We start from the raw sequence: 24,460 nt of genomic DNA on the forward strand, positions 1-24,460 counted from the left end.
CGGGTGACGCAGGAGCGTACGCCCGAGCGAGGCCGGCGGGTGTGCGCGGCGGGGCGTCGGACGGACGTCAGACCGCCTGTGCGGGCAGCAGTGGGCTCTTCTGCCGAGCCAGCCACTGGCGGTACGCCGCCGCCCGCGACACCGCCTCCTGGTAGGCCGCCTCCAGTTCCGCGTACACCGCCGTGTGCAGCTCCCGTGAGCCGGGCGGCGTGAACAGCAACAGGCGTACGGCGAGCGGGTCGCCGCGCAGTGGGCGGATCGCCATGTCGTCGCGTGGGTCGGAGGTCGGCTGGCAGGGCGCGACGGCCTCGCCGACGGCGATCAGGGCCGCTGCCGTGTGGTAATCGCCGTGCAGTACGGGTGGGTTGATCCCCGCGGCGGCGAGGACGCGGCACAGGCCGTCCCATTCCCCGTCCACCGTGGGGTCGACGATCCATCGGTCTTCGGCCAGATCGGCGAGATCCACGACGGGTGCCGCGGCGGCCGGATGGCCGCTCGCCATGGAGACGAACTGCGGCTCGCGTTCCAGCAGTACGCGTACGGACAGACCGTCGGGCACCATCAGCGGGCAGCCCTCCACCTCATGGACGAAGGCCACATCGAGCTGCCCGGCGGCGACCATTCTGAGCAGCGCGTTCGCGGAGACGTCCATGTGGAGTGAGATATCGGTGCCGGGCAGCCGCCGACGGAGTCTGCCGAGCCAGCCCGGCAGGGCGCGGCTGGCGGTGGAGCCGACCCGCAGCCGGGGGCCGCCCGCCCGCGCGGCGGTGGCCTTGGCCTCGGCGACGAGGGCGGCCATTTCGGCCACCAGCGGGCGGGCCCGGCTCAGTACGGCACGACCCAGGGGTGTAGGCCGGCAGCCGGTGCGCTCCCGTGCGAACAGCTCCGCGCCGAGGGAGTGCTCGATCCGCCGCAGCTGGGTCGTGAGGGACGGCTGGCTGACGCCCAGCCGACGGGCGGCCTTGTGCAGGCTGCCCGTGTCCGCGATGGCGCACAGGGCGCGGAGGTGCCTCACCTCGAGCTCCATGTGCTGAGGGTAGGGCGGCGCCAACTGCCACACCAGACACACAGTTCGGGCACAGCGGGATGGAGAGGGACAGGAAACGGAATTGCCCGGACCGGGTGGCGGGAGGCGAACGGGAAACGGGGAACGGACGGAGGCGCGGGCGGGGGTGATGCGCCGGCGCTATCGGCGGTTGGCATCATCCGCGAGCGGGGGTGGCTCCCCGAAACTCCTCGGTACCGAACCGTTCATCGGACGAGTAAGGAGCCCCCCATGCGTCACCCCCGAACCGTTCTCTCCGCGGCACTCGGACTCGGCCTCGCCGCCGCGCTCGGCGTCGTCCCCGCGACCGCCTCGGCCGCCGACTCCCCCGCGGCAGCCGCCCAGCCGTCGTACGCCGCCTATGAAGGATCCGCCGAGGACGCCAAGGCGACCAGGGCGTTCTTCGACGCCGTGCTGAAGTCGGTGGCCGAGAAGCGGGCCGCCAACCCGAGCGCCCTCGCGGTCACGGTCACCTACAGTGCCGCCGCCGCACCCAGTTTCCGCAGCCAGATAGCCCGCAGTACCCAGGTGTGGAACAGCTCCGTCAGCAATGTCCGGCTCCAGGAAGGCAGCCGGCCCGACTTCACCTACCGCGAGGGCAATGACCCGCGTGGTTCGTTCGCGAGCACGGACGGCCGGGGTCGCGGCTATATCTTCCTCGACTACCGGCAGAACCAGCAGTACAACTCGAACCGCGTCACTTCGCACGAGACCGGGCATGTGCTCGGCCTGCCGGACAACTACCGGGGGCCGTGCAGCGAGCTGATGTCGGGGGGCGGGCCCGGCCCGTCCTGTCAGAACGACACCCCGAACGCGCGTGAGCGCGCACGGGTCAACTCCCTGTGGGCCCGCGCTCTGGCCGCTGCCACCGCCCGCGTCGGCTGACGTTCCGGCATGCCTTGAGGGCCGTCGTCAAGGTGCCTGACGGCCGGGGCCTCGCGAGGAGCCGCACCGGGAGGCCCGGCGACCCGGTCACGGGCCGGTGGTCCGGCTTCCCGGCGAGTCCGGGGCCCGGCCGGATGCCCGGCCCGTGACACGGGGGCGTCCCGCCGTACGATCGGCGGGACGCCTCCTCTGCTCCGCGCCGTCGGCCTCGTTCATACGTCGGCCGGTGTGCGCACCCCCAGCTCGGCGCCGAACGGCAGCTGCTTCTGGAGCCGGTCGAGGGCGTCGTCGAAGTCACCCCCGGCGACCCCGGATTCAAACGCCGCTCCGCGGTAGTGCAGCGTGAGATTGAGGTCCGCCCGGTCGAGCGACCCGTCCGGCTGCGGCTCACCAAGCGTCAGCAGACAGCTGAGCGTGGCCCGGTGCAGCTCGCCCTCCGCGTGGACGGGCAGCGGCATGTCCCACTCCAGTACGCAGGACGAGAGCACTCCCTCGACTCCGATGGCCTCCAGGGCGGCGAACGCCGCCCCTTCGTACTCAACACCCCTGACGCGCGTGCACAGTTGCCGTCCGCGCGCCGCGATCGTGACCGCTTCCGCGCCACGCCGATCGCGGTACCAGCCCGCCCAGACTTCAGTCGACTCCGATGACATGGCGCGGACTGTAGCGGTACGGCGGCCTCCGGCGGACATCCGGGATGCCTCATTGGTGCAAATGCACACCCATGACCTGCGAAAGAGGTCCCGAGAGCCTCTGGCGCGCGCTCCGGGGCACCTCGGGCATACCGCTCGTCCCGCCGGTGTCGGCCTGACCGGAAAACGCCCGACCGGTGCCGTCCGCTCGTACGGTCACCACCGACCACCACGGCTCGCCCGGTCCGGGGATGTGCGTACGGTCCGGCCCCGGCGGACGGTCCGGCGGACGCTCAGGTGGTGTCGGCGGTCGCCGCCGGGGGCTCCTCGTCCTGCTGTCCCGGCCGCGCCGCCGTGTACTCGGAGCATTCGGCGCATGCCGTGTTCCGGCAGGGACCGGGGCCCCAGCACGGGACGAACGCTCCGAGCGTCTTACGTCGTTTCATGACGGTACCGACAGGCTCTCCACACGCCGGGCACCGGAACTCGGCCTGTGGGCTGAGGACGGTCCGACGTCGCTCGCTGTCCATACCTCCAGAGTAGGGCGGCGCGGGCCGACCCCACAGCCCCGGCGGCCCGACTTCCCGAGCCGTCTTGTCCACTGCCGCCGGGCGCCGTCCGCCGACGGCGGCGGTGACGGTAACGGTGACGGCTGACACCGACTGCTTTCAGCAGGTGCGACGGGTGACGAACTCCGCCAGGGCGAGCAGATCGCCCGCCGCCCCCAGATCCGGGACCGCGCGGGAGAGCTCATGGACCGCTCGTGCCATCCGGTCCGCGGCCTGGAGCTGTGCCCAGTCCCGTCCGCCCGCGCGGTCCACGGCCTCGGCGGCGCGCTGTACCGCCGTCCCGGTCATCGGACCGCGGTACAGCTCGGCCAGCTCGGCCCCCGCCGGGGTTCCGGAGGTCAGGGCGGCCACCACGGGAAGGGACTTCTTGTGCGCGGCGAGATCGGCCCCGGCCGGCTTGCCCGTACGGCCGGGGTCTCCCCAGATCCCGATCAGATCGTCGATGAGCTGGAAGGCCAGTCCGGCCTCCCGGCCGAAGGCGTCCATGGCGGCGGTCGCCTCCTCCCCCGCCCCCGCGTACAGCGCGCCCAGGGCGCAGGCGCAGCCCAGCAGGGCCCCCGTCTTGGCGGTCGCCATGCCGAGGCACTCGTCGAGGGAGACGTCTTGGGGCGCGCGCTCCTCGAACGCGCAGTCCGCCTGCTGTCCGGCACAGAGCTCGATCACACAGGCCGATAGCCGTTCGGAGGCCGCCGCCGCCGCGGGGTGGCGGTCCTCGGCGAGCAGCTTCAGCGCGAGAGCGAACAGGGCGTCGCCGGCGATGATGGCGTCGGGGGTGCCGAAGACCGTCCAGGCGGTGGGACGGTGCCTGCGGGTGGGATCCTCGTCGATGACATCGTCGTGCAGCAGGGTGAAGTTGTGCGCCAGTTCCACCGCGGCGGCGGCCCGGACCGCCGTGTGCGGGTCCCCGCCCATCGCGGTCGCCGCGGCGAGGACGAGCGCGGGTCTGATGGCCTTGCCCGCGGAGCCCGTGGCCGGGGTTCCGTCGGCGTGCTCCCAGCCGAAGTGGTACATCGCGACACGGCGCAGGGAGCCGGGCAGGGACTCGACGGTCGCGCGCAGCCGGGGATCGACGACCGCACGGGTGCGTTCCAGAAGGGCGATGGCCTCACGGCCCTCGACGGCCTCCGACATGGTCAACTGGACGGTCCTTTCCGGGGTCGGTTCAGATGAGCGGGACCGGATGCACGGGCCGGAGTTCTGGGAGGGGACTGAGGGAGGGACCGGATGTACGGGCCGGAGGTCCGGGACCGGGTGCATGAGGCCGCTTCCCGGACCGGGCGCATGGGCCGGGGGCGTGGGACGGCGACGCGCCCCCGGCGCTCGGTGCGAACTCAGGTCCAGCGGCTCACCTCCACGTTCTCCAGGACACCGAGCGCGTCGGGGACCAGTACCGCGGCCGAGTAGTACGCCGTGACCAGGTAGGAGATGATCGCCTGCTCGTCGATGCCCATGAAGCGCACCGAGAGGCTGGGCTCGATCTCGTCGGGGATGCCGGACTGCTGGAGACCGATGACGCCCTGCTCCTCCTCGCCCGTACGCATACAGATGATGGAGGTGGTCCGGGCCTGGGTGACCGGGATCTTGTTGCACGGGAAGATCGGAACCCCGCGCCAGGCCGGGACATGGCTGCCCCCGATCTCCACGCTCTCGGGGACGAGCCCGCGCCGGTTGCATTCGCGGCCGAAGGCGGCGATGGCCTTGGGATGGGCGAGGAACAGCTTCGATCCGCGCCGACGCGACAGCAGCTCGTCCATGTCGTCGGGGCCGGGCGCGCCGTCGTGCGGCTGGAGGCGCTGCCCGTAGTCGCAGTTGGCCAGGAGCCCGAACTCCGGGTTGTTGACCAACTCGTCCTCCTGGCGCTCACGGAGCGCCTCGACCGTGAGCCGCAACTGCTGCTCGGTCTGGTTCATCGGCTGGTTGTAGAGGTCGGCGACCCGGCTGTGGACCTTCAGCACGGTCTGGGCGACGCTCAGCTCGTACTCCCGCGGCGCGGCCTCGTAGTCGACGAAGGTGTGGGGGACGACGGCTTCGCCGACATGACCGGCGGAGAGATCGATCGCCGCCTCGCCGTACTTGTTGGTCCGCTGCCGGGGGATGGACGCGAGCTCCGTCAGATGCGCCCGCAGCGAGTCGGCCCGCTCCGCGAGGTTCAGCACATCGTGCCTGGTCAGCACCAGAACCGTGCACGCGGTCGCGGCGCGGACGGTGTACTGCCAGGAGGCTTGGCCGTCGACGAGGGCGTGCTCGCCGAAGTACGCCCCGTCGGCGAGCACACCGAGGACCGCCTCGTCGCCGTACGGTCCGGTGCCGATCTGCTCCACCTTGCCGTGGGCGAGCAGAAAGACACGGTCCGCCGCCGAGCCCGCGTCGGCCAGCACCTGGCCGACCTCGAACTCCCGCTGCTCACAGCGGTTCGCCAGCTCTGCGAGGACGCCCTCGTCGCCGAAGTCCCGCAGGGCAGGCAGCTCGCACAGCTCCCCGGGAATCACGGTCACGCGCTGACCGGTCTGCACGAAGGTCACCCGGCCGTCGCCGACCGAGTAGCTCAGGCGGCGGTTCACCCGGTAGGTGCCGCCCTGCACCTGCACCCACGGCAGCATGCGCAGCAGCCACCGTGAGGTGATCTCCTGCATCTGCGGCACCGACTTGGTGGTGGTCGCGAGGTTCCGCGCAGCGGCGGTGCCAAGGCTCTGCTGCTGTGACTGCTGCGACGCCTGCTGCTCCCGCACTTCGTCACCGACAGAACCGACCGAACCAACCGACATAGGACTCCCTCTCGATCATGGTCTGACCTGCGAGAGAAAGCCTTCCAGCACCCAGAGTCCCGCCGCCATTACACAAATGGATGGGACTAGTTCGGCACGGGCGGGGCACAGCGCGCGGAATTTGGCAATCCGCCACGCGGCTCCACCGGAGCTGACCGAATCGGATCGCACATTTCCCGAACAGTCCACCCAGCCACGGCAGTTGGGGTAAAAGCGCTGCTACGGAATATTCCGCGCCCTATCTCCTCGCACCTCCTCACATCTCCTCACATCTCCTCGCATCCCAGGGAGCCGGTCATGTCCTCACCCATGTCCGCGAAAAGGTTCCTCGGCGCGCTGCGCGCCGAGGGACTCGAAGTCGTCCAGGTCGGCGACTGGCGCACGCACAACCGCAACCACAGGGGCCCGTGGGGCCCCGTCCACGGCGTGATGATCCACCACACGGTCACCAAGGGAACCAGGGGAACCGTCGCACTCTGCCGTGACGGCCGCCCCGATCTGCCCGGCCCGCTCTGCCACGGCGTCATCGCCAAGAACGGCACCGTCCATCTCGTCGGCTACGGCCGCGCGAACCACGCGGGCGGCGGCGACCCGGACGTGCTCCGCGCCGTCGTCGCGGAGAAGCCGCTCCCCCCGGACAACGAGAGCACGACCGACGGCAACCGCCACTTCTACGGCTTCGAGTGCGAGAACCTCGGCGACGGCCGCGATCCCTGGCCCGCCGTCCAGCTCGAAGCCATCGAGAAGGCGTCCGCCGCGATATGCCGCGTCCACGGCTGGTCGGCGCGCTCCGTCATCGGCCACCTCGAATGGCAGCCCGGCAAAATCGACCCCCGCGGCTTCACCATGGCCTCCATGCGCGCCCGCATCGCGGAACGCTTGAATTCTTGAGGGCTCGGTTCTCCCCCGGACTCCGCCCGGGGGGACCCCCACGGGGCGCTGGAGCGTGCGTCGACGGTCGACCGTGCTCGACCGCTCGTTCCTCACGGCCTCCGCGCGCTCTCCCTTTCGACACCCGCGCGCCCCTTCAGCCCACTCGCCAAGAAGACACCCCAACCCATCCGACGCAGCACCCACACAGCGCGACCCGGCGGCGCACCCGCCAAGGAGACGCCCAACCCGGCCCGCGCAGCCCCGCGCACTCACCGAGGAGACACCCGACCGACGCGCCGGCCCGCCCGAGCGCGGCGATCCGCCCGGCCGGAAAGGGCCGCCCGAGCGACAGGTGACCGCCCGAGCGGGCCGCGCGGCGTCACGGAGACAATGGCGACATGCCTCCGGAAGCGCTCGACCCCACCGCCGCCCTGCGGCCCCGGCTGCCGTCGCCGCTCCAGCCGGTCGAGGACGAGCGCTTCTCCCGCCACGGCGTACGCCTGCTGCTCAAGCGCGACGATCTGATCCACCCCGACCTGTCGGGCAAGTGGCGCAAGCTCGCGCCCAATCTGCGCGCCGCGGCCGGGCGACCGCTGCTGACCTTCGGCGGCGCCTACTCCAACCATCTGCGGGCGACGGCCGCCGCGGGCCGGCTGCTCGGCCGGGCGACCCTCGGCGTCGTCCGCGGCGACGAGCTGGCCTCGCGCCCGCTGAACCCCTCCCTCGCCGCGTGCGCCGAGGACGGCATGCGCCTGGTGTTCGTGGACCGCACGACGTACCGGGAAAAGCACGAGCCGACGGTGCTCGCCCACATACTCGCCCTGGCGGGACAGCGGCCGGACAGCGTCTTCGTCGTCCCCGAGGGCGGCAGGAACGCCCTCGCCGCCCGCGGCTGCGCCGGTCTCGGCCGAGAGCTCCACGGCCGCGCGGACACCGTCGCCGTCGCCTGCGGCACCGGAGGCACCCTCGCCGGGCTGGCGGCGGGCCTCGCACCCGGACAGCGGGCCATCGGCTTCCCCGTGCTCAGGGGCGGATTCCTCGCCTCGGACACGGCCCGCCTCCAGCACGAAGCCTTCGGCGGGCGCGTCGGCGACTGGTCCATGGACGAACGCTTCCATTTCGGCGGATACGCCCGGACGACCCCGGAACTCCACGCATTCGCCGATGAGTTCGAAGACCGCCACCAGCTGCCCGTGGAGCGGCTGTATGTGGCCAAAATGCTCTACGGACTGACCGTTCTCGCCGCCGAGGGCGCCTTCGCCCCCGGCACCTCAGTCGCCGCGGTCGTCACCGGCCGGCCGGGCGCCTGGGATCAGGACGGGTCGTCCTCCCGGTAGGCGGCGGCCTCCTCCAGATCAAGTCGGCGCAGCAGCGTGCGCATCATCTCGTCGTCGATCCGGCGCTGATCGCGCAGTTGGACGAAGACCTCGCGCTCGGCCCCGATCATCTCCCTGGCCAGCCGCCGGTAGGTGACGTCCGCCGACTCCCCGGTCTCCACGTTCACGGTCCCGAGCCGCTCCCACACGGCGTTCCGCCGCCGCTCCATGACCGTCCGCAGCCGGTCCGCCAGCGGCTCCGGCAGGGCGTTGCGCTCATCAGCGAGCAGTTCGCCGAGCCGCCGGTCCGCGGCCCCTGACGCCTCGTTCTGAGCCTGCGCCTCGGCCAGGGTCTCGGCGTACAGATCGCGCTGGGGCAGGCGAAGCACGCGGATCAGCGCCGGCAGGGTGAGCCCTTGCACCACCAGGGTGCCGATCACGGTGGTGAAGGTCAGGAACAGCACCAGGTCCCGAGCCGGGAAGGGCTGCCCGGCGGCCGTCACCACGGGGATGGAGAAGGCGATCGCCAGCGAGACGACGCCGCGCATCCCGGCCCAGCCGACGATCACCGGCGCCTTCCAGTCGACGCCCGGCTCGCGCTCCCTGATCCGCGCGGACAGCCTGCGCGGCAGAAAGGTCGCCGGGAAGACCCAGACGAACCGGACCGCCACCACGAGGACGAAGACCGCGATCGCGTACCCGAGCGACGCGCCGACCCCGTACTCACCCAGCCCCTTCAGCACATGCGGCAGCTGGAGCCCGATCAGGGCGAAGACAGACGACTCCAGAATGAAAGCGACCATTTTCCACACCGCGCCCTCCTGGAGCCGGGTCGCGAAGTCGACCTGCCAGGAGCGGTGGCCGAGATAGAGCGCGACGACGACCACGGCGAGCACCCCGGAGGCGTGCACCTGCTCGGCGGCGGCGTAGGCGATGAAGGGGATGAGCAGTGAGAGGGTGTTCTGGAGGAGCGGTTCCGTCAGATGGGTCCGCAGCCAGTGGATCGGGACCATCAGCAGCAGTCCGACGGCGACGCCGCCGAGCGCCGCGACGGCGAACTCCCCGAACGCCCCGGCCCAGCTCGCGCCCGCGCCGATGGCCGCGGCGACGGCCACCTTGTAGGCGGTGATCGCGGTCGCGTCGTTCACCAGGGACTCGCCCTGGAGGATCGTGGTGATCCGGTTCGGCAGACCCAGCTTCCGGGCGATCGCGGTCGCGGCGACGGCGTCGGGGGGCGCGATGACCGCGCCCAGCACCAGCGCGGCCGTCAACGGCAGCTCCGGGATCAGCAGATAGGCGAGATAGCCGACCGCGACCGCGGCGAAGAGGACGTATCCGACCGAGAGCAGCGCCACGGGTCGCACGTTCGCCCGCAGATCGAGATACGAGCTGTCCAGGGCGGCGGTGTGCAGCAGGGGCGGCAGCACCAGGGGCAGGACGATGTGCGGGTCGAGCGTGTAGTCGGGCACGCCGGGGATGTACGCGGCGATCAGCCCCGCGGCGACCAGGAGCAGCGGGGCCGCTACCGGGGTCCTGCGGGCGGCCCCGGCGATCGCGGCGCTGACCGCGACCAGCGCCACCAGTGGCAATGCCTCCATAAGCGCTCCTCGTGTCGGTGTATCCGTATGTCGGTACGGCTGTGATGTCCGTACGCCCGTCGGTCTCGCGGCCCCGCGGGTCCGGTCGGCCCTCCGACCCCGCGCGTCCGTCCGTTCCCGCGCGTCCGTCCGTTCCCGCGCGTCCGTCCGTTCCCGCAAGTCCGCCCGGTCCGCCGCCGCGAAGGTCCGCCGCCGGGGACGTAACCTGGCCATCATGAGCGAGTGTCCGCATGCAGCAGTACTGCCCCGCCCGGAGCCCTCGGCACTGTCGGAGACCTGCTCCGAGTGCGTGCGCGCGGGCACCGAGCCCGTGCATCTCCGGCTCTGTCTGACCTGCGGCCACGTGGGGTGCTGCGATTCCTCGCCCCTTCAGCACGCCCGGTCGCACTTCACGGAGACAGGGCATCCGGTGATGAGGAGTTTCGAGCCGGGAGAGAGCTGGCAGTGGTGTTTCGCGGACGGTTCGCTCGTCTGAAACGCGAGGATTGGTTCGTTTGAAGCGTGGGTACGACAACCCTCCGTCGCTTCCCCTCAATTGGGCCCGGCAGACCCCTAGCCACTGTGTGTACTCATATGCCTACCATGAGTGACAGTGACCTTCGGGGGTCCTGCGACAGGGCACCATGGATCGCGATAGCGTCGCCGGGCAAGTACCGGCTACACACAGACTGCGTACCGACGGCTCCGGGGGCCTCTTCTCCCGGAGCCCCGAAAGAGCTTGTGTCACCTTGGAGGTGAGGGTGTCCCAGATCGCAGGCGAGCCCGGGACCCAGGACTTCGTGGAAGTCCGGCTGCCCGCTGCGGGTGCCTATCTGTCCGTGCTGCGTACGGCCACGGCCGGCCTCGCGGCGCGCTTGGACTTCACCCTCGACGAAATCGAGGATCTGCGGATCGCGGTGGACGAGGCGTGCGCGATCCTGCTCCAGCAGGCGGTGCCCGGCTCCGTTCTCAGTTGTGTCTTCCGGCTGATCGACGACTCGCTGGAGGTCACGGTCTCCGCTCCGACGACCGACGGCCGGGCGCCGGAGCGCGACACCTTCGCGTGGACGGTGCTCTCCGCGCTGGCGGGCAAGGTCGACTCCTCGGTCGCCGAGGATCGTACGGTCACCATCAGCCTGTACAAACAGCGCGGCGCGGGACCCGGGCCGGCGTGAGGGACGGGGGCGGTCCGGTGTGGGACAAGGACGGTCCGGTGCGGAACGAACCACCCGCGGTGCAGGAGATCCCGGAGCAGCAGGCCCGGCCGCACCCGGTGGACGGACCGGACGGCGACGGCCAGACAGCGGCGGCGGCGGCGGAGCAGGCGGCCCAGATGAGCGAGCACGTGCAAGAGCAGAAGCAGCACGATCCACACGACCGCAGCGGGGCGCGCGCGAAGTTCATCGAGCTGCGCAAGCTGCCGGACGGCTCGCCGGAGCGGGCGGAGCTGCGCAATCAGCTGGTGCGGATGCATCTGCCGCTCGTGGAGCATCTCGCACGGCGGTTCCGGAACCGGGGTGAGCCGCTGGACGATCTGACCCAGGTCGCGACCATCGGTCTGATCAAGTCGGTGGACCGGTTCGATCCGGAGCGTGGTGTGGAGTTCTCCACCTATGCGACGCCCACGGTGGTCGGCGAGATCAAGCGCCACTTCCGCGACAAGGGCTGGGCGGTCCGGGTGCCGCGCCGTCTTCAGGAGCTGCGGCTCGCCCTGACGACGGCGACCGCCGAGCTGTCCCAGCAGCACGGCCGCTCGCCCACGGTCCATGAGCTGGCCGAGCGCCTCGGGATCTCGGAGGAGGAGGTGCTGGAGGGGCTGGAGTCCGCGAACGCCTACTCCACGCTCTCCCTCGACGTTCCCGACACGGACGACGAGTCGCCTGCGGTCGCCGACACGCTCGGAGCGGAGGACGAGGCTCTTGAGGGGGTCGAGTACCGCGAGTCCCTCAAGCCGCTTCTGGAGGACCTTCCCCCGAGGGAGAAGCGCATCCTCCTGCTCCGCTTCTTCGGCAATATGACCCAGTCGCAGATCGCGCAGGAAGTCGGCATCTCCCAGATGCACGTCTCCCGGCTGCTGGCGCGGACGCTCGCACAGCTGCGGGAGAAGCTGCTGGTGGAGGAGTGACCGGGACGACCTGACCGGACGACCCGACCGAAGGAGCGACGGCGTGGTGGGCCGGGGGACGAAGGCGTTCTTCTGCCCACGCGGGTGACGTCACCGACCGGGTGGCGTTCGGGGGCGGGCCCTGCGGCCCGCTCTCCGTCGCTTCTCCACGGGGGGGTCCGGGCGGTGCGGGAGCCTGGCGCGGCGGAGGGTCCGGGCGTGAGGTTACGCGTCCCGGGGCCCGGGACCGCGGATGCCCAGCGCCCGCGTCGTGGTCTGGTTCACGACGAGCACCAGGCCCGTCACGGCCACCGCCCCCACGAGGATCCCCAGCGGGATCAGCGCGCCCGAGGAGCGCAGGAGCGTCCACGCCGGGATCAGGGCCATCAGATGTGTGATCAGGGCGGGGCCCCGGCTCCAACTGCGGCACATCAGAAGGCCGCGGGCCGCGATCAACGGGATGACGCCGAGCGCGATCAGGGTGACCCCGCCCATCTCGGCCTGGGAGGGGCTCTCCGGGCGGCCCAGCAGTCCCATCACGAGCAGGTAGACGCCGTAGGAGACCAGTGCCAGGCCCTCCAGGCCGGACACCGCCGCCGCGGCGGTCAGGCGGGCAGGACGGGGCGTCTGGTCGGTACTCACCCCAGAAGGGTAGCCGTCACGCGCCCACCCGAGCCGAGCCAGGTCCCCGGGGGAGTCCGAGCGCCCGCCCTCCGGCTGTGAGCCGGCGGCGAGGCCAGCGGGAGCGCAGCGGCGAACAGCCCGCAGACGGGCGGGGGACCGGTCGGCGGACAGGCCGGGCACGCGTCGGCGGACAGCCCCGCGGGCAGGCGGGGAGCCCCGCCCCGTCGGGTGCCCCGGGGAGCACCCGACAGGCACCGGGCAGGCCGGCCCCGCGGTCGTCGGCGGCCCTGCCGCGCCGTTCTCCCGGCCGTGCGGGCGACGCGGCGGCCCCGCCCGTCGGACGGTCCCCGAGCGCCCCGTGCCACCGACCCTGGGACTGGGCCCGGTATCACCGGGTGGGTACGCTGCACCCCATGCGTGCACTCCTCGTGGTCAATCCGGCGGCAACCACCACCAGTGCCCGCACCCGCGACGTACTCATCCACGCGCTCGCCAGCGAGATGAAGCTGGAGGCCGTGACGACCGAGTACAGGGGCCATGGACGGGATCTCGCACGGCGGGCCGCGGAAGGCGAGGACATAGACCTCGTCGTCGCCCTCGGCGGCGACGGAACCGTCAACGAAGTCGTCAACGGACTGCTCCACCACGGACCGGACCCCGACCGTCTCCCCCGCCTCGCCGTCGTCCCCGGCGGATCGACGAATGTCTTCGCCCGCGCGCTCGGGATGCCGAATGACGCCGTGGAGGCGACCGGCGCGATCCTCGACGCCCTGAGCCAGCAGAGCGAACGCACGGTCGGGCTGGGTTTCGCCTCCGGCGCTCAGGGAACCGGGGACGAGCACGTTCCCGGACGCTGGTTCACCTTCTGCGCGGGATTCGGATTCGACGCCAGTGTGATCGGCCGGGTCGAACAGCAGCGGGAACTCGGAAAGCGTTCGACGCATCCTCTGTATGTACGGCAGGTGGTCCGCCAGTTCCTGGACTACCCCCACCGCCGGCAGGGCACGATCACCCTGGAGCGCCCCGGCGCCGACCCGGTCGCCGACCTCGTCGTCTCCATAGTGTCGAACGCCTCACCCTGGACCTACCTGGGCAACCGTCCGATCTACGCCTCTCCGCAGGCGTCCTTCGACACCGGTCTCGACGTGCTCGGACTCTCCCGGCTGTCGCCCGCCGCCGTCGCCCGCTACGCCACCCAGCTGCTGCGGTCGAGCCCCGAAAGAGGCCCTCGCGGCAAGCACGCGGTCACGCTCCACGACATGACCGACTTCACCTTGAATTCGAAGGTCCCGCTCCCCTTTCAGATGGACGGTGACCACCTCGGACTGCGCACGAGCGTGACGTTCACAGGCGTACGCCATGCACTGCGTGTGATTGTGTGAGTAGAAGGGCCTAATGGCCTTTATCTCGAACGTACGGACTGGCATCCACCCTTTGGAAGTACGGCTGTGACCTAGTCGACACCGAGGAATCAAAAAAAACTTTCCAGAAGGGGTTGTATCCGCCGCCGAGGTTTGCGAATCTCTTCATGGCGGTAGGGACGGCCCGCAGAACTGGGCCGCAGACCGCCGGAACCCCTCCTTGAAACCAGGACCACGCCAACGCGTTTGGCTGCCGTCCCTTCCCTCTTGGGGGGATTCGTGAAAGCGTTCACATTCACAAGCAACAGCAAGTCATACCAAGGAGAGGTAGCAGCCATGGACTGGCGTCACAACGCCGTTTGCCGCGAGGAAGACCCCGAGCTCTTCTTCCCCATCGGCAACACCGGTCCTGCGCTGCTGCAGATCGAGGAAGCCAAGGCCGTCTGCCGTCGCTGCCCCGTCATGGAGCAGTGCCTGCAGTGGGCGCTCGAGTCCGGCCAGGACTCCGGCGTCTGGGGTGGCCTCAGCGAGGACGAGCGCCGCGCGATGAAGCGCCGCGCCGCTCGCAACCGGGCGCGTAACGCCAGCGCCTGATCGCCACCGCGACAAGCCTGAGGCATCCGGCGGCGCGTACAGCGAGTACGCACTCACCGCCTCCGAGCCGCAGCGCGCAGCAGTACCCCACAGCATTCGAGCCCCGGAACGTACCGCGTTCCGGGGCTCGCTGCTGTGTCCCTGAGCTATTTCTGGGCGCGCACCGGGACGTCGAGTACGACACGGGTGCCGCGGCCCGGCTCCGTGACCGGGATCATGTCGAAGGTTCCGCCCAACTCGCCCTCCACAAGGGTTCGTACGATCTGCAGTCCCAAATTCCCGGTGCGCTGGGGGTCGAAGCCCTCGGGCAGTCCGCGGCCGTCGTCCTGCACGGTGATGAGCAGCCGGCTGGTCATGGGCGGCTCGCTCCGTGCGGTCGTGACACCCCGTACGGCCGAGACCTCCACCGAACCCCGTTCGCCGGCCGGGAAGGCGTGCTCCAGCGCGTTCTGGAGCACCTCGGTCAGCACCATGGCGAGGGGGGTGGCCACTTCGGCGTCGAGGATGCCGAACCGGCCCGTGCGGCGGCAGTCGACCTTGCCCGGTGAGATCTCCGCCACCATCGCGATGACCCGGTCGGCGATGTCGTCGAACTCGACCCGCTCGTCGAGGTTCTGCGAGAGCGTCTCGTGGACGATCGCGATCGAGCCGACCCGCCGTACGGCCTCGTTGAGCGCTTCCCGACCGCGGACGGAGTCCATCCGGCGTGCTTGGAGCCGCAGCAGGGCGGCGACCGTCTGGAGGTTGTTCTTCACCCGGTGATGGATCTCCCGGATGGTGGCGTCCTTGGTGATCAGCTCCCGCTCGCGGCGGCGGAGTTCCGTGACGTCCCGCAGGAGTACGAGGGAGCCGATGCGGGTGCCCTTGGGCTTGAGCGGGATGGCCCGCAGCTGGATCACCCCGCCGTTGCCCTCCACCTCGGTCTCGCGGGGCGCGTAACCGCTGGCGAGCTTGACCATGGCCTCGTCCACGGGACCTCGGGCGGGCGCGAGTTCGGCGGTCACCTGCCCGAGGTGGTGCCCCACGAGATCGGAGGCGAGACCGAGCCGGTGGTACGCGGAGAGGGCGTTGGGGCTCGCGTACTGGACGATCCCGTCCGCGTCGAGCCGGATCAGGCCGTCGCCGACGCGCGGGGAGGCGTCCATGTCGACCTGCTGCCCCTGGAAGGGAAAGGATCCGGCGGCGATCATCTGGGCGAGGTCGGAGGCGGACTGGAGATACGTCAGCTCCAGCCGCGACGGGGTCCGTACGGTCAGCAGATTGGTGTTCCGGGCGATGACGCCGAGGACCCGGCCCTCACGGCGTACAGGGATGGACTCGACGCGTACCGGCACCTCCTCGCGCCACTCGGGGTCGCCCTCGCGCACGATCCGGCCTTCGTCGAGTGCGGCGTCGAGCAGCGGGCGGCGGCCACGGGGGACGAGATGGCCGACCATGTCGTCCTGGTAGGAGGTGGGGCCGGTGTTGGGCCGCATCTGGGCGACGGAGACATAGCGGGCGCCGTCGCGGGTGGGGACCCAGAGGACGAGATCCGCGAAGGAGAGGTCGGAGAGCAGCTGCCACTCCGAGACCAGCAGATGGAGCCACTCGAGATCGGAGTCGCTGAGGGCGCTGTGCTGGCGTACGAGGTCGTTCATGGAGGGCACATATGCGAGCGTACCTGCGGTGAAGGCGGGTGAACCTGGGGTGGATGAGGCTCGTGGTGAAAAATGAGAGTTCAAACTGAGGTGTGCAGATGGATGGACATCCGTGAATGGTCTAGTCCACAATTAACGAGTGAAAGAGCTTCCACCCTCCCCGCACAGGTGGGTGGAACGAGGAACCGGCGCTCTCTGCCCTGACTGCGTCGCGACCTCCCCCACGGCCGCGCGGGCCCGCACACCCGCCCGGCCGGAGCACTCCGGGCTGCGGTGCCGGACGGGTTGAGGGTCCCGTCAGGCGCCGCGGCCCGCGGGTATGCGCGGCCTCGGCGCCCGCGCTCCGGCCTCGAAGGCCCGACCGACTCCTTGCCGCCGCCCAGGCCACCCGGACGATCGCGGTCCTCACCACGGCGGTCGCCGTCCGTTGAGCCACCCGCGGCGTCCGTTGAGCCACCCGCGGTCGCCGTTCTTCACGGACGCCGGGGCCGGACAGCGCGATCGGATCCGGCGTGGTCTCTCAGCGGGCGATCCGGCGTGGTCTCTCAGCGGGTCGTGGTCCCTCAGCGGGTCTCCGTGACCTTGGCGAGGGCGCGCGGCGCGTCCGGGTCCTGGCCCCTGGCGATGGTGACCTCGTAGGCGAGGAGTTGCAGGGGGAGGATCTCCAGGACGGGCTGGAGTTCTTCGGCGACCCCGTCCGTGGGGAGGGCGAAGCCGGCGGACGCCGTCGCCACCTCGGCGGCGGAGCCGATGACCACCAGGTCGGCGCCCCGGCCGCGGAGCCGGTCCAGGACGGGCTGGAGGGCCGTTCCGCCCTTGCCGTCGGGGACGACCGCGATGACCGGGGAGATGTTGTCGACCATCGCCAGCGGGCCGTGCAGCAGGTCCGCGCCGGAGTACGACAGCGCCGGGATGTAGCTCGTCTCCATGAGCTTGAGCGCCGCCTCCTTCGCCGTGGGATAGCCGTAGCCCCGCGAGGTGATCACCATGCGCTCGGCGAAGCGGTAGCGGGACGCCAGCTGCCGCACCTCGTCCTGGCGGGCGAGGACCTGGGACGCCAGGCCGGGCAGGACCTTCGCCGCTGAGCCGTCACCGCCGCGCAGGCCCTCGACGAAGAGGTAGAGCGCGAGCAGGGACGCGGTGTACGTCTTGGTCGCGGGGAGCGCCTTCTCCGGCCCGGCGAGGATGTCGATGTGGAACTCGGAGACGGCCGCGAGCGGGGAGTCGGGGTTGTTGGTCACCGCGAGGGTGATCGCGCCCGCGTCGCGCGCGGCCCGGGTGGACGCCACCAGGTCGGGCGACCCGCCCGACTGGCTGACCGTCACCACGAGGACGTCGCGCAGATCGGGCCGCGCCCCGTACGCCGTCGTCGTGGACATGGAGGTCAGCCCGCACGGCAGGCCCAGCCGGATCTCCAGCAGATACTTCGCGTACAGCGCGGCGTTGTCGGAGGTGCCGCGTGCCGTGAGCAGCACGAACCGCGGGCCGCGGGCCGCGATCGCCGACGCCGTCTCACGGATGCGCGGCGCACCCTGTTCCAGGATGCGCCGCAGCACCGCGGGCTGTTCCGCCATCTCGCCGGACATGATCCGGCCCGGACGTTCGCTCTGTTCGGCCGAGTGCGTGGCGGACATGCTGGCTGCCTCCAACGGGCGATCCGTGTGCCGGGGCACGGGATGGCGCTCGGAGCGCCCCGGCACGGTACGGTCCGCGTCGGTCAGGCCCCGGCTCCCTTGCCGGTGATGACTTCCGCGGCGGCCCGCCCGCAGACCCGGGCGGCGCCATGGGTCGCGATGTGCAGCGCGCCCCTCGGCTCGGCCCGGTTGACGCCCATCTCGACGACGACCGTCTCCGGCCGGGCGGCGATCAGCGCGTCGAGGGCCGCCGCCATCCAGGGGTGGCGGTGGACATCGCGTACCACTGCGACGATCCTACGGTCTGCCGCCGCCCCCAGCACATCCCCCACCAGCGCCGATGTCTCGGCCGAGTCGCTGTAGGCGTGGGTGGCGGTGTCCGGCAGCAGCGCGGCCAGTTCACCGGCGACGCCCCACGGGGTCTCGTCGCCGACGGCGATGTTGGCGACCGGGGCGAACACGGCGACGTACGGTCCGGCGGTGATGGGCTCGTAGGGCTGGTCGCCCTCCGTCACCCGTACCGCCCGCCGTGCGGCGACCAGCCCGATGCCCTCGAGGTCCGCCTGGTCCCGAAGACCGGACGGGCCGGTGAGTCCGGTGCCGGGCGCGGTCCCCTCCTGCTCTTCCGCGCCCGCCTCCGCTCCGGCCCGCCGAGCGCGTCGCGTCCAGCCGGCGAGGGCGCGCACGCGCGCCGCCGCGTCGGCCAGCCGCTCCTCGGGGAGGTCGCCGTCCCGTACCGCCTGGACGATCGCGTCGCGCAGGCTCAGTACGGTCTCCTCGTCGTTCAGACCGCCGCCGACGCAGATCGCGTCGGCGCCGGCGGCGAGCGCGAGAACGGAGCCGCGTTCGATTCCGTAGACCGCGGAGATGGCCTGCATCTCCATGCCGTCGGTGACGATGAGTCCGTCGAAGCCCAGTTCCCCTCGGAGCAGACCGGTGAGGATCTGCGGGCTCAGGGTCGCGGGACGGTCGGGGTCGAGTGCGGGCAGCAGGATGTGCGCGCTCATCACCGCCTTGGAGCCCGCCGCGATGGCCTCGCGGAAGGGCAGCAGTTCGCGGGCGTGCAGGGTGTCGAGACCCACGTCGATGCGGGGCAGCGCGTGGTGGGAGTCGACGTTGGTGTCACCGTGGCCGGGGAAGTGCTTGACGCACGCGGCGACGCCGGAGGACTGGAGTCCTTCGATGTACGCGACGGTGTGCCGGGCGGTGAGCTTGGCGTCGGAGCCGAAGGACCTGACGCCGATGACCGGGTTGTCCGGGTTGGAGTTGACGTCGGCGGACGGAGCCCAGTTGAGGTCGACTCCGCACTCGGCGAGCCTGCGGCCGAGTTCGCGGGCGACGTCGCGGGTGAGGTCCGTGTCGTCGACCTGGCCGAGCGCGTAGTTGCCGGGGAAGGACGACCCGTCCCGCACTTCGAGCCGGGTGACGTCGCCGCTCTCCTCGTCGATGGCGACGAGGAGGTCGGCCCGGACCGCTCTGAGCTGCGTGGTGAGCGCGGTCAGTTGCTCGGGGGTGGAGATGTTGCGGCCGAACAGACCGACGGCGCAGAGGCCCTCGCCGATCAGGCGGAGCAGCCAGTCGGGTGCCGTGGTGCCGGGGAAGCCGGGCTGGAGGACGGCGAGTGCGTCCCTGCTCAGCCGGTCGGTTGCGCGGAGGTCACTGGTCGGAGAAGTCACAGGAATTACCCCTTCACCGCGCCGTCCGTGAGACCGCTGACCGCCTTGCGCTGCAGGAAGACGAAGAGGATCAGGATCGGGATGGCGAAGAGAGTGGACGCGGCCATGGTGGCTCCCCAGTCGTTGCCGAAGACCGACTGGAAGCCGGACAGCCAGAGCGGGAGCGTCTGGTAGTCCGCCTGCTTGTTCAGCACCAGGACCATGGGGAATTCGTTCCAGGCCGTGATGAAGCCGAACATCGAGGTGGACATGAGCCCGGGTGCGAGCAGCGGCAGGATCACCTTCATGAACGCCTGCCGGCGGGTGCAGCCGTCGACCATGGCCGACTCCTCCAGGTCCTTCGGCACGGCGGCGACGAAGCCGCGGAGCGTGAGAAGGGTGAAGGGCAGGATCATGACCATGTAGAACAAGGTCAGCGGCACCAGGCTGTTGAGCATGTCGGCGTCACGCACGATGAAGTAGATCGCGATGACCATGACTTCCCAGGGCGCCATCTGGGCGACCATGAAGCCGACGACGAAGCCGCGCCGGCCCTTGAACCGCATACGGGCGAGGGCGAAGGACGCCGCCAGCGCGATGATCAGGGAGAAGACCACCGCGAGGACGGTGACGGTGAACGAGTTGCGGACGAAGGTCCAGAAGCCGTCCGCCGAGACCGCGCGCTCGAAGTGCTGGAACGTGGCGTTGGTCGGGAACCACACGGGGGTTTCCGCGACGATGTCCGGCGTCGGCTTGAACGCCGTGGCGAACATCCAGTACACGGGGAACACGAAGCCGATGGCGAGCAGAATGGCCGTCGCGTTGGGCCAGATACGGCCGAGCAGAGACCGCTTCATCACTCGTCCTCCTCTTGCTTGAGAACGATCCGGAGGTAGTACGCGGTCAGCAGCAGCATGATCACGATGGTGAGCATGGCGATCGCGGAGCCCATGCCGTAGTGCTGGTTGCCGATGCCCTCGACGTACGCGTAGACGGGAAGGATCTCCGTGAGGCGGTCGGGTCCGCCGGAGTTGATCGCGAAGACCTGGACAAACGCCTTGAAGACCCAGATGATCTCCAGGAACGTCGTCGCGTAGAGGAACGGCCGCAGATAGGGCATGGTCACGGAGGTGAAGCTCCGCCACGCGCCCGCGCCGTCCAGCGAAGCGGCTTCGTACAGTTCCTTGGGGATCGTGGTGGTCGCGGCGTACAGATTGATCGCCACGAAGGGAATGGACTGCCACACGATCAGCACGAGGACCACGAAGAACGTGGAGTACTGGCTGCCCATCCAGTTGTAGTCGGCCATCGACTCGAAGCCGATTTGTGCGAGGACCCAGTTGACGACGCCGAACCGCTGGGCGAACAGCCACTGGTAGACGGTGGTGGCGGCGATGACCGGCATGGCCCAGGCGAGGACGAGCGCGATCAGCAGGGTGACGCGCATCCGCTTGCCGAGACGCGCGAGCAGGAGACCGACCAGCGTGCCGAGTATCATGATCAGGACGACGTTGGCCGCGGTGAACAGGATCGAGCGTCCGGTCACCCGCCAGAAGTCCGAACCGCCCAGGATCTCCTGGTAGTTGTCGATCCCGTTCCACTCGGTGAGACGCTGGATCAGCTGTCTCATATTGAGGTTCTGGAACGACAGCAACCCGTTGTTGATCAGCGGCCAGCCCAGGAACACCAGGGTGGCGGCAACAGCGGGAAGCAACAGCAGATAGGGCAGAAGGGCGCCCGCTTTACGGGACGCTGAGGGCTTGCCCTTGCCCTCGACGGGGGGGTGGTGTACCTCCGTCGGGCCGGAAGGCGGCCGTTCGGTCTGCACGGTCATGCTCGCCATCTCTTCCTAGGCGCTACGGAAACGCAGTCGGCGGTCGGGGCGGGTCATCAGACCCGCCCCGACCGCGTACACAATTACTGCTTCTGTGCCAGGCGCTTGTTGAACTCGCCCTCGACCTGCTTGGCGGCGTCAGCCGGCGACTTACCGTTCATGACCGCCGTGAGGTAGGTCTTGATCGGGTTCGGAGGGTTCTCGACCGCGGCCCACTCGGGGATCAGCGGCGTGGTGCCGCCGACCTTGGCGGACGGCGCGGCGGCCTCGGCGACGGCGTTGCCGACCAGGTTGTTGTTCAGCGACTCCTTGTTCGGGATGACGCCGCTGGCCTTGGCGAGGCCGCCCTCGAACCGGTCGGAGAGCAGGATCTTCAGGAACTCCTTGGCGAGCTCCTTGTTCTTGCTGCGCTCGGCGACGGCGAGGTTGGAGCCGCCGAGGAAGACGCCCTCGGGCTTGTCGGCCGTCTCACCCGGAATGGTGAAGTAGCCGAGGTCCTTCTCGATGGCCGCGTTGGCCTTGATGGCCGTACCGGCCTCCCAGCCCATGCCGATGAAGGCGCCGACATTGCCCTTGGCGAAGACGTCGGCCTGCTGCGGGGTGGCCTCGTCCTTGTCCTTGGGAGCCTTGGAGTACGCCTGGAGCTTCTTGTACTCCAGGGCCGCGGCCTGGACCTTCGGGTCCTCCAGGTTGGAGACCCACTTGTCCCCGTCCTTCTTGATGAGCTCCCCGCCCTGGCCGATGACGAGGCCGACAAAGTGGTACCAGTTCTGGCCGGGCAGGTAGATCGGCTCCTTGCCCTTCGCCTTGATCTTGTCCAGCGCGGCGTAGAACTCGGCGCGGGTCTTCGGCGGGGCGGTGACGCCGGCCTCCGCGAAGACCTTCTTGTTGTAGATCACGACGCGGTTGGCGAACCACCAGGGAACGGCGGACTGCGTGCCGTCCACGACGGCGCCCTCGTTGAAGTTCTCGGCCCAGTCGGCGCCGACCGCGGTCTTGACGTCGGCGAGGTCCGCGAGACCGCCCGTCTTGGCGTAGGCGGCGGTCTGGGTGTTACCGATCTCGAAGACGTCCGGCGGGTTGTCCTCGGAGAGGGCGGTCGTCAGCTTCTGCTGAATACCGTTCCACTGCTGCTCCTCGAACTTGAGCGTCGCACCGGTCTTCTTCTCGAACTCCGCCTTCAGCTCCGCCAGCCAGGCGTCCGGCGTGGAGCCGTCCATGGCCCACCAGGTCAGTGTCTGGCCCTTGAAGCTGTCAGGCCCCTTGGACTCGCTCCCCTTGTCCCCGTCTTTGTCGTCCGAGCCACACGCGGCCAAACTGATCACCATGCCCGCGACACCGATCGCCGCAATGAGCTTGCGCTTCACGCCACCCTCCTAAGGGATGCCTGATCACCCCCGCCCACCACGAGACATACGGGAAGTACTGCCTGGGGCTGGGACCTGGCCTTTAATGGTTTAGACCAGTACCGGGAGCTTGGCCTAGACCTTTAGGACTGTCAAGGCTCGATAAACCAGGCCGTCCAGTCCGTTACCGGACCGACATCTGGGCAGGATCCGGACGGCCGGAATCCGCCCACGCCGAAGGACCACCCGGAGGGGACCTACGCGTCGCCAGGAGGAATGCCGACTCCTGGACTAGACCAACCCTAGTACCAACGGTGTATAAGAAGCAGTGGTGTCCGACTGGAAAGAACCCCGAGGGGAGGGGTCGCACTCCCCCGGACCGGCCCGTGCCACGATATGAGCCGCTATTAACGGAGGAGCCGGTGACGGCAGCAGGACAGCCTGGGAGGCGGGCCATGGCCACCGACGGGGGAAACACGGAGACCGAGGGCGGACCCGGCGTCCGCGCGGCGCGGGTGCCCAAGTACTACCGCTTGAAGCGTCATCTCCTCGATATGACGGAGACGATGCCGCCGGGCACGCCCGTACCGCCGGAGCGCACGCTCGCGGCGGAGTTCGACACATCGCGTACGACGGTCCGTCAGGCGCTCCAGGAGCTGGTCGTCGAAGGCCGGCTTGAGAGGATCCAGGGCAAGGGCACGTTCGTGGCCAAGCCCAAGGTCTCGCAGGCCCTTCAGCTCACCTCGTACACCGAGGACATGAAGGCCCAGGGCCTGGAGCCGACCTCGCAGCTCCTCGACATCGGATACGTCACGGCCGATGACACCCTGGCCGGACTGCTGGACATTTCGACCGGCGGCCGGGTGCTGCGGATCGAACGGCTCCGGCTGGCGAGCGGCGAGCCGATGGCCATCGAGACGACCCATCTCTCGGCCAAGCGCTTCCCGGCGCTGCGCCGGAGTCTGGTGAAGTACACCTCTCTCTACACGGCGCTGGCGGAGGTGTACGACGTCCACCTCGCCGAGGCCGAGGAGACGATCGAGACCTCGCTGGCGACGCCGAGGGAAGCCGGTCTGCTCGGTACGGATGTGGGGCTGCCGATGCTGATGCTCTCGCGGCACTCGCTGGACAAGCAGGGCGAACCGGTGGAGTGGGTACGGTCGGTGTACCGGGGCGACCGGTACAAGTTCGTCGCGAGGCTTCAGCGCCCGACCGGCTGAACGGGCCGGATCTCAGCAGGCCGATTCACCAAGGGCCGACCACGGGCCGATTCACGACGGGTTCACCTCGGGCCGCCGCACCAAGCGGGTGCGGCGGCCCGTCTGTATTTTTTGGGGCTCGGTTCTCCCCCGGACGCCGTCCGGGGGCCCCACGGGGCACTCTGAGCGTGCGTCCACGGTCGACCGTGCTCGATCCCTCGTACCTCACGGCCTCCGCGCGCTCTCCCTCTCGACACCCGCGCGCCCCTCCAGCACACTCGGCCCCTTCTTTTTGGGCTCGTTCACCTCCGGGGCGCTCTCAGCGTGTGTCGACGGTCGACCGTGCTCGATCCCTCGTACCTCGGGACCTCCGCGCGCTCTCCCTCTCGACACCCGCGCGCCCCTCCAGCTCACTCGGCCGCTCTTTTTTGGGCTCGCGCCGGGCCGCGTTGTGAGTGTTCTCATACGGGCGCTCAGGGCCGCCGTCACGGGCCCGTTCCCGTACCGCGCAAGGGGCGGTGACGGACAGGGGCAGCCCCCTTTCGCGACAGACAACTCAACCGCACGACACAACATCTGGTGGGTACTTCCGGGAAGCGCCCCCACATGTATGCTCATCTCGCTGTCGCTGCAGAGGAATCCGGTGTGAATCCGGAACTGTCCCGCAACGGTGTGCTTCGGCGTGCTTTGTCACGCCTGGCGAGTCCGGCCGACTGCCGACAGCGCACCCGGCTCGTCCGACCCGGGTGCCCAGACGTCCGGGCCTCGCGGTTGGGCCGGTGGACGCCGTGAGTGCTGCCCTGCCGCGGG

At 70.1% G+C, this 24,460-nt stretch carries 22 protein-coding genes and 1 riboswitch; of the genes, 9 read left to right on the forward strand and 13 right to left on the reverse strand.

The genetic code is table 11. The features are described from left to right. Nucleotides 1-67: 67 nt before the first annotated feature. Nucleotides 68-1,027, reverse strand: a complete 960-nt coding sequence (locus tag ACWEFL_RS01485) for a LysR family transcriptional regulator (protein ID WP_451705765.1) — start codon at nucleotides 1,025-1,027, stop codon at nucleotides 68-70. Between the two features lie 249 nt (nucleotides 1,028-1,276). On the opposite strand from ACWEFL_RS01485, the gene snpA reads away from it, so the two are divergent. After that, nucleotides 1,277-1,930 carry a snapalysin gene (snpA, locus tag ACWEFL_RS01490; RefSeq protein ID WP_451705767.1) on the forward strand — a complete coding sequence of 218 codons (654 nt, stop codon included), beginning with the start codon at nucleotides 1,277-1,279 and terminating at the stop codon, nucleotides 1,928-1,930. 212 nt (nucleotides 1,931-2,142) lie between these two features. On the opposite strand, the gene ACWEFL_RS01495 is transcribed toward snpA, so the two are convergent. The 4 genes from ACWEFL_RS01495 to ACWEFL_RS01510 all read right to left on the reverse strand — a co-directional run bounded on the left by ACWEFL_RS01495 (nucleotide 2,143) and on the right by ACWEFL_RS01510 (nucleotide 5,896). Next, nucleotides 2,143-2,583 carry a DUF6304 family protein gene (locus ACWEFL_RS01495; RefSeq protein WP_451705770.1) on the reverse strand — a complete coding sequence of 147 codons (441 nt, stop codon included), beginning with the start codon at nucleotides 2,581-2,583 and terminating at the stop codon, nucleotides 2,143-2,145. Nucleotides 2,584-2,855: 272 nt separating this feature from the next. Continuing rightward, nucleotides 2,856-3,008 carry a hypothetical protein gene (locus tag ACWEFL_RS01500; protein ID WP_451705772.1) on the reverse strand — a complete coding sequence of 51 codons (153 nt, stop codon included), beginning with the start codon at nucleotides 3,006-3,008 and terminating at the stop codon, nucleotides 2,856-2,858. Between the two features lie 222 nt (nucleotides 3,009-3,230). After that, on the reverse strand, nucleotides 3,231-4,262 hold the full coding sequence (locus ACWEFL_RS01505) for a family 2 encapsulin nanocompartment cargo protein polyprenyl transferase (protein ID WP_451706167.1): 1,032 nt from the start codon (nucleotides 4,260-4,262) through the stop codon (nucleotides 3,231-3,233). A gap of 200 nt (nucleotides 4,263-4,462) precedes the next feature. Beyond that, the gene (locus ACWEFL_RS01510) at nucleotides 4,463-5,896 is read right to left on the reverse strand and encodes a family 2B encapsulin nanocompartment shell protein (protein WP_451705774.1); all 1,434 of its coding nucleotides are present in this window, start codon (nucleotides 5,894-5,896) and stop codon (nucleotides 4,463-4,465) included. Between the two features lie 297 nt (nucleotides 5,897-6,193). Between ACWEFL_RS01510 and ACWEFL_RS01515 the strand changes: the two genes are divergently transcribed. Together ACWEFL_RS01515 and ACWEFL_RS01520 are read left to right on the forward strand one after the other, a co-directional pair. Next, entirely contained in the window at nucleotides 6,194-6,787 is a 594-nt protein-coding gene (locus ACWEFL_RS01515) for an N-acetylmuramoyl-L-alanine amidase (protein WP_451705776.1), read from the forward strand. Between the two features lie 380 nt (nucleotides 6,788-7,167). Next, nucleotides 7,168-8,106: a 1-aminocyclopropane-1-carboxylate deaminase/D-cysteine desulfhydrase gene (locus tag ACWEFL_RS01520; protein ID WP_451705778.1), complete on the forward strand. Its 939-nt coding sequence runs from the start codon at nucleotides 7,168-7,170 to the stop codon at nucleotides 8,104-8,106. Here ACWEFL_RS01520 and ACWEFL_RS01525 read toward each other — a convergent pair. Next, entirely contained in the window at nucleotides 8,082-9,683 is a 1,602-nt protein-coding gene (locus ACWEFL_RS01525; RefSeq protein WP_451705779.1) for a Na+/H+ antiporter, read from the reverse strand. The two genes, ACWEFL_RS01520 and ACWEFL_RS01525, sit on opposite strands and share 25 nt — an antisense overlap. A 214-nt stretch (nucleotides 9,684-9,897) precedes the next feature. On the opposite strand from ACWEFL_RS01525, the gene ACWEFL_RS01530 reads away from it, so the two are divergent. The 3 genes from ACWEFL_RS01530 to ACWEFL_RS01540 all read left to right on the forward strand — a co-directional run bounded on the left by ACWEFL_RS01530 (nucleotide 9,898) and on the right by ACWEFL_RS01540 (nucleotide 11,787). After that, entirely contained in the window at nucleotides 9,898-10,158 is a 261-nt protein-coding gene (locus ACWEFL_RS01530; protein WP_451705781.1) for a UBP-type zinc finger domain-containing protein, read from the forward strand. Between the two features lie 265 nt (nucleotides 10,159-10,423). After that, entirely contained in the window at nucleotides 10,424-10,837 is a 414-nt protein-coding gene (locus tag ACWEFL_RS01535; RefSeq protein WP_451705783.1) for an anti-sigma regulatory factor, read from the forward strand. After that, entirely contained in the window at nucleotides 10,834-11,787 is a 954-nt protein-coding gene (locus ACWEFL_RS01540) for an RNA polymerase sigma factor SigF (protein WP_451705785.1), read from the forward strand. Before ACWEFL_RS01535 ends, ACWEFL_RS01540 begins: the two co-directional genes overlap by 4 nt. Before the next feature lie 204 nt (nucleotides 11,788-11,991). Here ACWEFL_RS01540 and ACWEFL_RS01545 read toward each other — a convergent pair whose 3' ends face one another. Further along, the gene (locus tag ACWEFL_RS01545; protein WP_451705788.1) at nucleotides 11,992-12,408 is read right to left on the reverse strand and encodes a hypothetical protein; all 417 of its coding nucleotides are present in this window, start codon (nucleotides 12,406-12,408) and stop codon (nucleotides 11,992-11,994) included. A 395-nt stretch (nucleotides 12,409-12,803) separates the two neighbouring features. Between ACWEFL_RS01545 and ACWEFL_RS01550 the strand changes: the two genes are divergently transcribed. Together ACWEFL_RS01550 and ACWEFL_RS01555 are read left to right on the forward strand one after the other, a co-directional pair. Next, on the forward strand, nucleotides 12,804-13,772 hold the full coding sequence (locus ACWEFL_RS01550; RefSeq protein ID WP_451705791.1) for a diacylglycerol/lipid kinase family protein: 969 nt from the start codon (nucleotides 12,804-12,806) through the stop codon (nucleotides 13,770-13,772). 315 nt (nucleotides 13,773-14,087) lie between these two features. After that, nucleotides 14,088-14,345: a WhiB family transcriptional regulator gene (locus tag ACWEFL_RS01555; RefSeq protein ID WP_003953983.1), complete on the forward strand. Its 258-nt coding sequence runs from the start codon at nucleotides 14,088-14,090 to the stop codon at nucleotides 14,343-14,345. A gap of 146 nt (nucleotides 14,346-14,491) precedes the next feature. Here ACWEFL_RS01555 and ACWEFL_RS01560 read toward each other — a convergent pair whose 3' ends face one another. The 6 genes from ACWEFL_RS01560 to ACWEFL_RS01585 all read right to left on the reverse strand — a co-directional run bounded on the left by ACWEFL_RS01560 (nucleotide 14,492) and on the right by ACWEFL_RS01585 (nucleotide 22,472). Beyond that, entirely contained in the window at nucleotides 14,492-15,982 is a 1,491-nt protein-coding gene (locus ACWEFL_RS01560; RefSeq protein ID WP_451706169.1) for a sensor histidine kinase, read from the reverse strand. A gap of 563 nt (nucleotides 15,983-16,545) precedes the next feature. Beyond that, on the reverse strand, nucleotides 16,546-17,616 hold the full coding sequence (locus tag ACWEFL_RS01565; RefSeq protein WP_451705793.1) for an SIS domain-containing protein: 1,071 nt from the start codon (nucleotides 17,614-17,616) through the stop codon (nucleotides 16,546-16,548). Between the two features lie 83 nt (nucleotides 17,617-17,699). Beyond that, nucleotides 17,700-19,292, reverse strand: coding sequence for a glycoside hydrolase family 3 protein (locus tag ACWEFL_RS01570; RefSeq protein ID WP_451705796.1), 1,593 nt, complete (start codon nucleotides 19,290-19,292; stop codon nucleotides 17,700-17,702). A 5-nt stretch (nucleotides 19,293-19,297) separates the two neighbouring features. Continuing rightward, nucleotides 19,298-20,128, reverse strand: coding sequence for a carbohydrate ABC transporter permease (locus ACWEFL_RS01575; RefSeq protein WP_451705797.1), 831 nt, complete (start codon nucleotides 20,126-20,128; stop codon nucleotides 19,298-19,300). After that, complete coding sequence (locus tag ACWEFL_RS01580) at nucleotides 20,128-21,105, reverse strand: carbohydrate ABC transporter permease (RefSeq protein WP_451705799.1); 978 nt, start codon at nucleotides 21,103-21,105, stop codon at nucleotides 20,128-20,130. Before ACWEFL_RS01580 ends, ACWEFL_RS01575 begins: the two co-directional genes overlap by 1 nt. A gap of 83 nt (nucleotides 21,106-21,188) precedes the next feature. Further along, nucleotides 21,189-22,472: an extracellular solute-binding protein gene (locus tag ACWEFL_RS01585; protein ID WP_451705802.1), complete on the reverse strand. Its 1,284-nt coding sequence runs from the start codon at nucleotides 22,470-22,472 to the stop codon at nucleotides 21,189-21,191. A 434-nt stretch (nucleotides 22,473-22,906) separates the two neighbouring features. On the opposite strand from ACWEFL_RS01585, the gene ACWEFL_RS01590 reads away from it, so the two are divergent. Further along, complete coding sequence (locus tag ACWEFL_RS01590) at nucleotides 22,907-23,671, forward strand: GntR family transcriptional regulator (protein ID WP_451705805.1); 765 nt, start codon at nucleotides 22,907-22,909, stop codon at nucleotides 23,669-23,671. A 588-nt stretch (nucleotides 23,672-24,259) separates the two neighbouring features. Then, nucleotides 24,260-24,385, forward strand: a riboswitch (cobalamin riboswitch). Nucleotides 24,386-24,460 lie beyond the last annotated feature (75 nt).

The sequence above is a fragment of the Streptomyces sp. NPDC004838 genome, from assembly GCF_053600955.1.